Raw genomic sequence first — 12,722 nt, 5'->3', positions numbered from 1 at the left:
ATGATGAAAGTGCTCTTTTCTCGGATAATTTTCATCTATTTGTTTAAACATTTTTTATCTCCTCCTGAATGTAATTTCTTGTATTCAGGAGGAAGCTTTATCTGTTTTTACCACCACGATCATCCTTTCAACAGATCGGTTATGTTTCTATCCAATACGGTCTGTGATTTATCACATTTTCATTCAAAAGCTACCATAAGCTTAGCCTACAATAAAAAGTTCAGCAACTCTTCGTAAGTAATTTCCCCTAACGTGAAGGGTTCTAGTGACATATATATTTCTCCACTGTCAATATAGAATTTGTCATTTTGAGTGATATCCTCTATTCACTTCTACCCTTACTGCTGCAGAAGCTTTTTCATTGATTTATCGTACCCAGCCAAATCATCAATTTGATAATAACCGACGGTTAACAATAGGCATGAAAAAGTGAAGAATGATGCCTCCGAAACAAATCGTTAATATGGTACCAGCACCAATAGGTCCTTTACATATAAAAGCTAATATTAAGAAAATTGCATATAATATTGTTCTCGAAAATGCGATGGTTCTTTTTGAAATATCTCGAAGAATGAGTGTTAAATGATCAATTGGCGTTGATGCGAATTTTGTTTGAAGATATACGGCTGTTCCAAGACCAATGAATATCAAACCAGCTCCGAAGCAAGTCAGTTTGCTAAACCACGTGTTTGTATCAATGACATATTTGATGAGGAGTAACCACAGATCAATACCGATTCCAGTCACGAACGCTGTAATCAAACCTAAAAAAACAGGTTTTTTTCTCACTAATATAGAATTGCAAATTAAGATGATGATAGAAATTAAGACCTCCCAGCTCCCTACGGTAAGACCAAATTCGTTGGAAAGGCCAACTAAAAGGGCATCAAATGGAGAAGCACCTAGTCCTGATTGTATTGTTAATGAAATTCCTAAACTTAATACAAGTACACCTAATCCGTAATAAACATACTTCGTTTTATTAGACATGATCTCTACTTAAAGATAATTTTTTTATCATTAAAACGTGCGGAATTCCGTCTTCCATAAATTCATCTGAAGCAGTTTGAAAACCAAGTTTTTTATAAAAACCTTCTGCTTGTGTTTGTCCATGCAGCTTTATCTTTGCAATTCCTTTTTCTTGCATGATTTTTTCCAGTTCTCTGATAATCATTTTGCCTAAACCGTACTGACGATAAGGTTTTAGGATGCAAATTCGTTCCAATTTACCTGTACCATCCACAATACGCACCCGACCTGTGCCGACAGGTTCATTCTCATGGCATACTAAGACATGCTGACATTGATCCTGAAGAGTGTCAAATTGATCAAATTCTTCAGACTCAGGTACTTGCTGTTCATCAATAAAGACCGACTTTCTAATATTAAGAGCAACTTGTAAATCATTTTCAGTTGTTATTTTTTTTATATGCATTGTTTATCAATCCTTTTCTGATATTAGTCTGAACCAGGTGAAGCATTTATATGGTCTTATACTAGTAAGAATAAAATATTTTTATTGCAATTACAACAAAAATGCAGGTTTTTTTAAGATAGTGGGCATTTTGCAAGAGAAAGAAATTGAGAAAGCTGGTTTTAGTAGTGAATGTCGAAGCGGAATTAATGCGAACTATTACGCCACTTATCAGTTTGGTATCTCTTGGCGTTACACTTCTCACTTTTGGTGCCTTTGTTTTTTTGTGATTAACATTTGAAGAAAGTTCTCAGAAAAAATCCCCTAGCCATAAAAGTCAGGGGTTTTACTTTGTTCTTCCCTGAAAAAGACTGATTTAATAAGGTTCTATGATGAGCCTTTCTGATAAAAAATGTGCATTTCTGAAGAAAACTGAAAAGGTTCGTCCCCAATCTGTCCCCATAAAAAAACAGACCCTGCATGGTCTGTTTTAATTTTGCCTATACATTTTGAGAAATTGTATTTCGATTGATCATTGTCGTGTTTCGATCGATTTTTTGTGGAATGAAAGTTGTATTTCTATTCGACTCCTCCATTGTTGTATTCCGATTTGATGCTGGTTTAATCAAGCTAGATGCTTCATATACACCTGCACCTAGAAGGATAATAGAGCTTATAACAATCATTTTTTTAACACTCATAAAGACACTCTCCTTTTTGAATATTATGTTGGGCTTGAAATGCCTTCCTGTAATATTCTGTTGCTTTCTCAAACTTTCCTCTTTTTTCATGAATCACTGCAAGGTTTTTAGTGAATTCTTCTACGAAAACAAACAACTGCTTTTCTTCAAATGCCTGTAGCATAGCTTGAATCTCTTCCTCATCATTACTTTCATATGTTGTTCTTATAGAACGTATTAATAAAATTTCGTGCGGGTTCTCTTTATGAGATACAAGTTCCAAAGCTTTATCCACTAATTTGGATGCTTCATCATTTTCTCCTGTCTTATATAGTGCCCAACAGAGGTTAACATATATGACCGATTTTACATCGTCCACACCATCTTCTGATATTTCAAGAGACTCTTGATAATATTGGATAGCCTTTGCATAATCTTGTTTTTTTTCATAATTGTTTCCTATATTTAAAAGTGCCTTGGCAATCAACCTTTTATCCGCTATTTCTTCAGCGATGGAATAGGCTTTATTCAGATGTATTAATGATTTTTCATACTGCTTAAAATCATCATAATTTCCTGCTATTACAAATAAGCATTGAACTTTTCTAATCTTGTATAACTCATACTGATCGTATATTTCAAGCGCCTTTATGATGTGATGCATAGAAACATGAGTTTGTTTCATAATATAGTAGGCTTCAGCCACCTTGAAGTGAAACTCCGCTTGCTCAATATCATCGACAACCAGTGCGAGCTGCCGCTCAGCGATCTTGTAATACTGAATGGCCTGTACATATTCTTTTATACTGAACTCATACATTCCACGAAAAAACGCGTTGTAATACTGCAGCATGCCGGACAATTTATGGTTGGAGTTTTCTATTTTATCTACTAAGTCTGCTATGGATAAAGAGCGCTGCTCTGAGGGTTTAATATAATCAAGCATAAGCTGATGACGAAAGCACATCAATTGATAGTAAATCAGTAACTCCTGGTCTTCTTCCATTCGTTCAATTTCTTGTTCTACCTCAGCTTTCAAAATCTCTGCATCTGGCACACTAAATTGACGAATCATTTTATACCATTCATTTATTTTCACACCAACATGTGAAGAAAGAACTTTCTCCATCCCCTTACTCCCCTTCTACAATATTTCCTTATATTACATTTATTATGACATACAGAAATTTACAAGGCACCGAAAAGAAACCGCAAAAAGAACCATTGTACATCAATAAACCTTTGGCACATGTCTTTATCCTCACAAAACAAAAAGGCAAACTCATTTCAGTCTGCCTTCATCTTCTAGATTTCCATGAGAATACCTTTTGTCTTCAGGTAATTTGCATTGAATCTAGCCTTTTTTCTTTTAATATTGCATACAATTTCGTGATGTCTAGATCGATCACCAGACTATATGTGCATCGGGTTACCGTCATATAATGATGAAAGTGCTCTTTTCTCGGATAATTTTCATCTATTTGTTTAAACATTTTTTATCTCCTCCTGAATGTAATTGCTTGTATTCAGGAGGAAGCTTTATCTGTTTTTACCACCACAATCATCCTTTCACAAGATATATCATGTTTCTGTTTATTCAAAGACTACTATGAGCTTTGCCTACGTTAAAGCCTCCAGCAACTCTTCATAAGTCATCTTGCCCAACGTGAATTTTTCTAGTGCTATATATGTATTCTCCGCTGAGGTATTCATTCTATTATGACAGTCATTCACTAGCTCATGTTCATTTGGTAATGGTTCATGTATATGTTCTGTTTTTCGAAATGCTTCATAGTATCTTATACCAAATATTCTTTGGGACATCGCATTGATGTGAATTCCGTCCGGATTAGGTATAAGGCTTTTCGCAGTAACATAATAACAATTTTCATGATGATTTGCATATTTTTGTAGTATCTCATTGATCAGTTGATGTTCCACACATCCTGCGCCAAATGCTGTCTTTCCTAAGAAATCGCCCAAACCACCTATCACAAGCGGAATGTTAGGTACAGATAATTCAGTTCTTAGCTCATGAAATAATCTTCGTATTTTTTCATCGTATTCTTTGTATTTCCCATCTTGGCTGTCACTTTCTCCTTGATGCCATAATATTCCGGCCAATTCGCTATCTTCCCTTGCAAATTTAGCTTCATTTATTGCATGACGAAATAATGCCCCATCTCGTGACCATTCATCAATGGTACTGCCACCTTCGGCACATGGGATAAGACCAATCTTCTCTCTCTCATGATCTTTACACCAAGCCTCCGCAAAAGAAGCCGCTAGTCCTACGCCAGCTATCGGTCTATCAAAATGGATGGGTTCAGTCATCATTTGCCATCTACCATTTCGCAACATCATGATTCTTTCATTATAAATTGGTGGCACTTCATGCTTGAAGCCTCGCCCCGCCATATTTGATTGTCCAATTAGTAAAAATGACTTCATATCTTTCCCCCTCTAAATATTTTATCAAAAATGTATTTACCTGAACGTTATCAGTTTACCCTTGCGCTGTGATTTCTAGAATTTCAATCATCTCTTGAAATTCCCTTAAAAACGATTACTTCTTTCTCGACTCATAAACATAATTCAAACCAAAAGCAATCTCTTTTAATATATCAATGAAAATGTGAATAGCCGCTCCTAGGTGTTTGTCTTTCCTATAAACGACCCCTACACTTCTAATAAGATTAGCATTGTTTATAGGAATAATCTTTAATCGAGGTTCGTTTAGATATTCAAGATAAGGAGTTGGTAAGACCGTTATCCCTATGCCATCTACCACCATATTAATTAATGACTGCATAGTTGTTACTTCAAAAATAGGATTGGGTAGAAAACCAATATCTTTACAACTCTTGTTGATAAACTGTCTGATGTAAAATTGCTCAGGAAACAAAATTGAAGCAGTTTCTTCTAATACTTCTAACCCCAACTTTTCACTTTGTGCCAGGGGGTGTTTAACAGGTACTGCAAAAGCCATATCTTCCGTGTATAAAGAGATTGTTTCAAATTCATCCCCTTTCATTGGTAAAAACACAATCCCTAAGTCCACTCTATTTTCTATTAAGTGTTTTTGAATATCCCCAGTACGGAGACCTAGTACAGAAATTTTAACAGCTGGATATTGCTGATGAAATTTAAATAATGCCGGTGGAATAAGGTAGTTCTCTACTGTTAGCAATGTCCCAATTGAGATTGATCCTCTTTGAAGCCCATTTAATTCATTAATCGATATTTTTGCTTGTTCAATTTCGTGAAAAATATTGCGAGTATATTTTAATAGGAGTTTTCCTGATTCAGTAAGAGTCGTTTTCTTACCAATACGATCAAACAAAGGTGTTCCAATTTCATGCTCTAAAAGTTTGATTTGCTGACTCAATGATGGTTGAGATATTCCAACCTTTTCTGCAGCTTTTGTAAAATGCAGTTCTTGACACATTGCATAAAAATACTCTAATTGTTTTAATTCCATTCTTCCGACTCCTACATTAGAAATTTTCACAAGTACAAACTTTATGATTTTTAAATATTAACATCTAATATACATTATTATACAAATAAAACCATAGGTACAAACTATAGTTATTATACAAATAATTGAATTGTTCTATAAAAATAAGTGTTCTAGACTATTACATGAAGGCTAGACTTACATGCACAAAGAAATCCTTCAAACCGTGTAAAGGAGGTCAGTCGATATAACAAGAACAAACAACATTTTTTATAAATGATAAAAATTTTAATGTAGGAGGTTAAAACAAAGTGAAGAATTTAAATGTCGCGATTCCAACCCCCTTTCATGAAGATGAAAGTCTGTACTTGGATGGATTTAAACCAATCGTTGAGTATTTAGCTGAAAATGGTATTGATTCACTACTCGTATCTGCAACTACAGGTGAACAAAATTCAATGAGTATTGAAGAAAGGATACAAATTATTGATTTTTTTAATCAGCAGGACTTTAAACATGTTGAACTAATGTTTGGTGTATCAGCTACAACGACAAAAAATGCAATAAAATTGATTGAACATCTTGAGGATTCAGTTTTCGACTCGATTCTCATTCAATTTCCTCCTTATATCCTACCAACTCAGGAACAAGCGATGTCTTACATGAATGAATTGTTAGAGCAAACCACAAAACATGTTGTTCTTTATAATAATCCTTTGCGCACGGGGTTTGAATTAAGTGCTGACTCATTTCACACTCTTATGAATCAAAAACACTCTCATTTGGTTGGGATGAAAGAAGAGAGTGATGTTAGACGCCTAAAAAATACAACTTTACCAGATGACTTTATCATGTTCGCTGGAGGGGACGTAAACCTCACTGAAAAAATATTAAACGGATGTAACGGGCTTTCTAGTATGGTAGGAAATGTTTATCCAAAAGAGATTCAAACATTTTTTAGTGACTTAGTTGCAAATAAGCCTGTGAATCTTCAAAAAATAAATCAACTAATCGATGAGGTGACACGTGGACATGCGATTGTCAATATTAAAAACCATTACAATGCTTTAGGCATAAAGGTAGGTAGGTGTCGTTCTCCCATTCGATAATTATTAATTCATTGCAAGCAGGTTCGAATCGTTTCATCCAGCTTGCCCCAATTCGTTATAAAAGATTTGGAGGGGTCTATAGCTGCCATGAGTATTCCACAAACGGAGCAAAAGAAAAGATCGAGTATGCAGACAAATAAAAAGATATTAACTGTTGTTGGTGTTATTCTAATTGCAGCAAATCTTAGGGCCCCAATTACATCAGTCGGTCCAGTATTGTCTTCCATTCGTGATCATCTTGGTATCTCTAACACATTAGCTGGTACAATTCCTACAGCCATTTTATTCACATTCGCATTGTTTTCTCCTTTTGCCCCCAAGATCACTCGCCGTTTGAGTATGGAATTAACACTGTTTATGTCGATAGCATTATTATTAGTTGGAATTGGAATACGTTCTTTTGGTAGAGTGGACACGTTATTTTTAGGAACCGTCATAATCGGTTCTTCAATTGCGATTTGTAATGTTTTATTACCTAGCTTCATTAAACATCATTTTGCAAACAAATTAGGTTTGATGACAGGCCTATATGCTGTTTCTATGAATTTATTTGGCGCTATTGGTTCAGGGATTAGCGCCCCCATTTCTTCATCATTAGGTTTCGGATGGTCAGGTTCCCTGGGTTGCTGGGGAATCTTAACTCTTCTTACCATGATATTTTGGGTACCAAAACTAAGGAACAACCAAGAATCTTTGGATTTTTTTCGAAAAGAGAATAAGAAAAGACCTATCAGCCTTTGGCGTTCTAAGCTAGCGTGGAATGTTACATTGTTTATGGGGTCTCAGTCCTTTGTATTTTTCACAGTCATTTCATGGATATCTGAAATTCTTGAAACTAAAGGGCTAAATGCTAATGAAGGTGGATGGATGCTGTCATTGATGCAACTTTCAATGCTTCCTGTTACATTTATTGTACCTATTTTAGCTGGACGTTTTAGCAATCAACAGATATTAGTATGGATTTCATTTCTCTTGCTTGTTGTTGGTTTAATGGGCATTTTATTTGGCGTGTCATTCCTTATACCTCTGTGGATGATAATGATTGGGATTGGCATTGGAATGGCCTTTAGCTTAGCCATGATGTTTTTTAGTTTACGCACCAAAGATACACAAGAAGCAGCAGAATTATCTGGTATGGCACAGTCTTTAGGCTATCTATTAGCAGCGATAGGACCTATTTTATTCGGCTGGTTACATGACATGACTTATCATTGGACTGTTCCTCTGTTCATGCTAATCTTCATTTCAGTCATTATTTTAATTACTGGTGTGAATTCTGGTAAGAACGTATATGTTACTTCTGCTAAATAAATAGCAACATTCATTAAGAATTTTTATGACACATGCATCGTAAAGGTTTTGAGTTAGTAACTTCTTCCCCAATTCGTCCCTTTTCAAAAAAATAAAACAAATATCTGTTGTCAAAAAACCCTTGCTTAGCAAGGGTTTTAATGATGATTCCGGCCAAACTCGATCCTGCAACCTCTCCCCTGTCAAGGACCGTTCAACCCCTATAACAAATAACCTATTTACTTCATTTATTTACAAATGATAACATTCATTAGAGATGGAGAACCAATATGCATACATATTCATTATGAAAAAAACTTTCAAAAGGTTTAATAATATCCACGGTTTCAGGAACTTTTTTTATTCACACCTTCTGCAGAAGCAAAATTCGAAACCATTCTAATCACTCTTGAACACTATACAGGCGCTCTTAAAGTGAATGGAAGTGAAAATGTAGTATGGTGGGTTGCTAGAACCATCATGTTGTTCTTTTTTTAAAATGAACTAAAACACAATGCTGAAACAATAAGGAGGTACTTGATTAGTGACACAGGAAAATAAGGCATCAAAAAGTTTGTTAATTACTTTACCCGCCGCTATTATCGCTATTGTATTGATTTTAGGAAAAATTGATACACCTGTAACAAACATTTTATTTTATGTAGTAGCTTTTGTTGTAATTGGTTTAACTGTTTCAAGCTTAATAAAAGACTACAAAAAAAGAAAGATTGATGACTCTTCGAAGGTGTAGCTATGAAAAACACGATAATGAGCCCTTCAATAGTAGAGATAAGGTTACCAAAATACGGTTTTATGATCTTAATCACACTATGAAACTATTGTATTGTTAAATGGCTCACCTGTCGTATCTTAAATTGACCACACTGAAAAATACAGTGTGGTTTTTCATTTCACTAATGTTTTTTTGTTTTAGAAATACAAAAGCCACTCTCGACTATCTCAGGAATGGCTCTGTATCAACATCTTTTCATATGAATCCGACTGGGTTCGAACCAGCGATCTCTCCCCGTCAAGGTGAATGACCTTATCCGAAACTTCCAGATGTTCTCTTAAAAAGACTGTTTTAATAAGATTCTATGCTAAGCCTTTCTAATAAAAAAAGTGCACTCCTGAAGAAAACTGAAAGGGTTCGCACCCAATCCGTCCCCATAAAAAAACAGACCCTGCATGGTCTGTTTTCATTTTGCCTATACGTTTTGAGATGTGTTTCTAATACCTTTTGATCAGCAGCCGTAGCTTCTTCAAATCGACCTTGTTTCCCATGCTCATCTGCATATACTATATAGCATGCTTCTGCATAAGCGAAACACTGTTTCTGCTCTACATACTGAAAGACCTTGGGCAACTACTTCTCATTTATATTAATAAAATAAATTGGTTTATACCATTTTAACAAGTAGAAATATCTAATTCTTATTTTAATATTGGCTTACGTTAAACTTGTGAAAAAAACATATTCATGTATAATACAATTGATGTATCATACATGAATTTTAGGAGGGTGACCTTTTTGAAAAGAGAAGATGCCTTAAAACTAAGATCAGATATTAAGAAAATGATTATAATAACTGGGGTTTTTGAATCTCAAAATTTGCCCAATGGACCATTTGAAAAACCTCTACCAACTTCTCAAATGATGGCGTTAGAGGAAATAGAGATGGAAAAATTAACTGTTTGGCAACTATCCAATAAACTTAGATTAGAGACTTCAACTGTAAGTAGATTGGTAGATAAGTTAGTAAAAAAGGGACTTGTTTATCGTGAAGTAAATGAAAAAAACAGAAGAGAACTTTTTCTGCACCTCACAGAAAAAGGTCACATTACTGTTAATCGCTTAAGAGAACAATCCCTTACATTTTATCAACGTATCCTCAATAATTTATCAGAATCAGAACAAAAAATAGTTGTGGATGGTTTTGAATTATTTATTGATTCTATTTCTAAGTCTTTTGATTAGAGTGAGGTAAATCATACCCTTTGGAGGATAAAATGAGTTTGGATTTTGAACGTCCTATTATTGAACTAAAAGAGAAATTTGATGAATTAAAGAAAATGATGAAAGAACATAATGTAGATTTATCATCAGAAATTCAAGAATTAGAAAAACGTTTAAATAAAATGCAAGATGAAATTTATTCTAATCTTACACCCTTTCAACGAGTTCAGATTGCAAGGCTACGTAACCGGCCCACGACATTGGATTATATACCTTTATTGTTTACAAACTTTTTCGAACTTCATGGTGATCGATTATATGGTGATGATAAAGCAATGATAGGTGGTATTGCAAAATTTAAAGGGATGCCCGTTACGGTTATTGGTCATCAAAGAGGGAGAAGTACAAAGGAAAATATAGAAAGAAATTTTGGAATGTCACACCCAGAAGGATATAGAAAAGCGCTAAGACTGATGAAACAAGCTGATAAATTTAATCGCCCTATTATTACATTTATTGATACAATAGGCGCCTATCCAGGGAAAGGGTCTGAAGAACGTGGAATTTCTGAAGCAATAGCTCGAAATCTATTTGAAATGGCTACACTTAAAGTGCCAATTGTTTGTATTGTAATTGGAGAGGCATCAAGTGGTGGAGCTCTTGGCATTAGTGTCGGTAACCATATCCATATGTTAGAGTATTCATGGTACTCGGTCATTTCGCCAGAAGGAGCAGCATCTATCCTATGGAAGGATGCTAAGTATGCTCCAGAAGCTGCTAAACATATGAAAATTTCAGCAAAAGATTTAAAGCATTTAGGAATTATTGATGAAATCATTCCTGAAATTAAGGGTGGAGCACAAAATGATATCAAATCACAGGCAAAATTGATTGAATCTGCAATCGAATCATCTCTTAAAAAATTGATACGATTATCCTCGGAAGAGCTTATACAACAGCGATATGAAAAGTATAGACAAATAGAGAATTATAAATGAAAATACTTAAAACCGTATTACATTTCTGAGGATTCTTACTAAAAAGTTCTAAATATTTTGTAAGTAACCTCTTAAACTGGATATGCTGTTACTATTAAAAGTGTGTGATCTGTATGGAAAAGGGATTTTTTGATTCTAAAAATACTGAGAAACAATTTAATGGATAAAGTTCGTTCCCAATTCGTCCCCAATCAAAAGAAAAAAACAAAAAACCCTTGCTAGGCAAGGGTTTCAACGATGATTCCGACTGGGCTCGAACCAGCGACCTCTATCCTGTCAAGGTAGATATGTAGAATCCTGTGATTATCACCGATATCCTCTATTCACTTATCAGCCTTGATACATAAGCTTTCCTTACCCTCCTGTATTCTCTGGTGTTCCTTCGTATTTTTTTAAAACCGAAAAAAATGTTACCTTTTTATACACCTGTTTTAAGCTTTATCACCATTAATATATTTCACTAACATAGCTGCTGCGTACATAAAGAATGCAGCGATTAAACCATTCACCATACTTCCAAAAACTACAATCAAAATCTGTCCTGCGTAATCTGTCCATGTCTTATCTGGAAATATTGCAATGTTCCATATACTTATGAGCATATAGAATCCAGTCACAATGATAAAAGTCCAAACAACTAACTTTGATTTGAGCATTTGCTGACAATCCCCCAATATCCAATTTCTTCTAAAATAACATGGGTTTATAATAAATCCTCAATTAATTCATCGTGATCCATATTCTTAGCTTCATCTAACTCACGTTCTAATCGATTCTTATCTTGTTATCCTTTCAAAACGTATATGAGCAATATACAGAATTGGTTTCTTCATAAGTTGAAAAGCTTTCTACTTTCAAATATCCTTCAAAGCCCAAAGCAGCTTTAACTATATTTTTACTCTTAAACAACATATCTCTTTGAATATCATTATCTTTCATGCTTGAAATATCGTCCATAAACATTGTGTGTAATTCAAATCTATTATTCTCATATTTAAATCTAAGAACCTTCACTTTTAATCCTCCTTATTAATTTCCCTTAATTATACAGGGGATTTAGATTGAATGGAAAGAATATCATAGTTTTAAACGACTGAACGCAAATATGCGTTTTGACATAAGCTGATGTCATTTTAAATGACGGTAGGTATTTATGAAATCCCCACTGTAGGTTAAAACTACTCCCTTTGTAATACTGCACTACTGTGTCAAGTGTCCCGAACAGTTTGAGTTTTGATACTTGTGACTTGTCCTGCATCGTCAGAAACGATACACCCATCCTTCGTTCAGCACTTAATGGCAGCTTTCGCCTTTCAGATACATGTACAAATAGGAAAGCATAGTGGTATCCTATCCTCATTTACCATCGACTGAGTCACTACCCTTTTAAGTTTAACGTGTGTTAGCGCATTCCACGACAGTCTTATCCTTAAAAATGGCATCACTAAAGACAACACCTTGATCCAGGAGTATAGACTGATCCTATTTAGTTAGGTGAGGTAAACTTTACTTGCCTCGTAAAATGCACGACCTATTGAATACAAACTAAATTAAGTTAGAATGGGCTGGTATCATGGGCGCGTACCAACCCATCAGATTAGATAGTGCGCCAACACTTTTCTAATCAGCTAGAAATGACGATCATGAGCAGTAGGAATAGCCCTAATGTGCTCATGATTGTTACAAATAGTAACTCATCTATTAACCTTACATCTAAAAAGAAATTGAATACAATATTATTGAATTCATTGATGATGTAAAGAATGAATTCAATCAAATAAATAAAAAATTAGATAGACAAGTAGCCACTTACA

At 34.6% G+C, this 12,722-nt stretch carries 13 protein-coding genes and 1 pseudogene; 5 read left to right on the top strand and 9 right to left on the bottom strand.

From position 1 onward, the window contains the following. Nucleotides 1-387 precede the first annotated feature (387 nt). From ACTJJD_RS11465 to ACTJJD_RS11435, 7 genes and pseudogenes are all read right to left on the bottom strand, one after another. Nucleotides 388-990: a YczE/YyaS/YitT family protein gene (locus ACTJJD_RS11465; protein ID WP_096881299.1), complete on the bottom strand. Its 603-nt coding sequence runs from the start codon at nt 988-990 to the stop codon at nt 388-390. After that, entirely contained in the window at nt 983-1,435 is a 453-nt protein-coding gene (locus ACTJJD_RS11460) for a GNAT family N-acetyltransferase (protein ID WP_440608418.1), read from the bottom strand. The genes ACTJJD_RS11465 and ACTJJD_RS11460 overlap by 8 nt, the downstream gene beginning before the upstream one ends. A 479-nt stretch (nt 1,436-1,914) precedes the next feature. After that, nucleotides 1,915-2,100, bottom strand: a complete 186-nt coding sequence (locus tag ACTJJD_RS11455) for a RapH phosphatase inhibitor (RefSeq protein WP_440608417.1) — start codon at nt 2,098-2,100, stop codon at nt 1,915-1,917. 4 nt (nt 2,101-2,104) lie between these two features. After that, nucleotides 2,105-3,223: a tetratricopeptide repeat protein gene (locus tag ACTJJD_RS11450; protein WP_440608416.1), complete on the bottom strand. Its 1,119-nt coding sequence runs from the start codon at nt 3,221-3,223 to the stop codon at nt 2,105-2,107. A 226-nt stretch (nt 3,224-3,449) separates the two neighbouring features. Continuing rightward, nucleotides 3,450-3,587 (bottom strand): annotated as a pseudogene (locus ACTJJD_RS11445) (CatA-like O-acetyltransferase); the annotation flags it as partial. A 127-nt stretch (nt 3,588-3,714) separates the two neighbouring features. Further along, entirely contained in the window at nt 3,715-4,545 is an 831-nt protein-coding gene (locus ACTJJD_RS11440) for a sialate O-acetylesterase (RefSeq protein ID WP_440608415.1), read from the bottom strand. Nucleotides 4,546-4,660: 115 nt separating this feature from the next. Next, nucleotides 4,661-5,575: a LysR family transcriptional regulator gene (locus ACTJJD_RS11435; protein WP_440608414.1), complete on the bottom strand. Its 915-nt coding sequence runs from the start codon at nt 5,573-5,575 to the stop codon at nt 4,661-4,663. Between the two features lie 290 nt (nt 5,576-5,865). Here ACTJJD_RS11435 and ACTJJD_RS11430 point away from each other — a divergent pair, with 290 nt between their 5' ends. The 5 genes from ACTJJD_RS11430 (at nt 5,866) to ACTJJD_RS11410 (ending at nt 10,908) form a co-directional block, all read left to right on the top strand. Beyond that, a complete protein-coding gene (locus tag ACTJJD_RS11430) occupies nt 5,866-6,663 on the top strand; it encodes a dihydrodipicolinate synthase family protein (RefSeq protein ID WP_017359637.1) in 798 nt (265 codons plus the stop codon). A gap of 87 nt (nt 6,664-6,750) precedes the next feature. Next, nucleotides 6,751-7,974: a CynX/NimT family MFS transporter gene (locus ACTJJD_RS11425; protein WP_440608413.1), complete on the top strand. Its 1,224-nt coding sequence runs from the start codon at nt 6,751-6,753 to the stop codon at nt 7,972-7,974. 523 nt (nt 7,975-8,497) lie between these two features. After that, on the top strand, nt 8,498-8,704 hold the full coding sequence (locus tag ACTJJD_RS11420) for a hypothetical protein (RefSeq protein WP_017359639.1): 207 nt from the start codon (nt 8,498-8,500) through the stop codon (nt 8,702-8,704). Nucleotides 8,705-9,484: 780 nt separating this feature from the next. Beyond that, nucleotides 9,485-9,931 (top strand): MarR family winged helix-turn-helix transcriptional regulator, encoded by a 447-nt coding sequence (locus ACTJJD_RS11415; RefSeq protein WP_008348375.1) that lies wholly within the window; start codon nt 9,485-9,487, stop codon nt 9,929-9,931. A 32-nt stretch (nt 9,932-9,963) separates the two neighbouring features. Next, nucleotides 9,964-10,908: an acetyl-CoA carboxylase carboxyltransferase subunit alpha gene (locus ACTJJD_RS11410; RefSeq protein ID WP_440608412.1), complete on the top strand. Its 945-nt coding sequence runs from the start codon at nt 9,964-9,966 to the stop codon at nt 10,906-10,908. Between the two features lie 431 nt (nt 10,909-11,339). Here ACTJJD_RS11410 and ACTJJD_RS11405 read toward each other — a convergent pair whose 3' ends face one another. Then, nucleotides 11,340-11,564: a hypothetical protein gene (locus tag ACTJJD_RS11405; protein WP_440608411.1), complete on the bottom strand. Its 225-nt coding sequence runs from the start codon at nt 11,562-11,564 to the stop codon at nt 11,340-11,342. A 136-nt stretch (nt 11,565-11,700) separates the two neighbouring features. Continuing rightward, nucleotides 11,701-11,922 (bottom strand): hypothetical protein, encoded by a 222-nt coding sequence (locus tag ACTJJD_RS11400; protein ID WP_440608410.1) that lies wholly within the window; start codon nt 11,920-11,922, stop codon nt 11,701-11,703. Nucleotides 11,923-12,722: the final 800 nt, after the last annotated feature.

It is taken from the genome of Bacillus sp. 22446, from assembly GCF_052044955.1.
In the GTDB taxonomy this organism is placed as follows: Bacteria; Bacillota; Bacilli; order Bacillales; family Bacillaceae; genus Bacillus; species Bacillus altitudinis.
The sequence above is the reverse complement of the archived record's forward strand: the minus strand, read 5'-3'. Positions and strand labels throughout refer to the sequence as shown.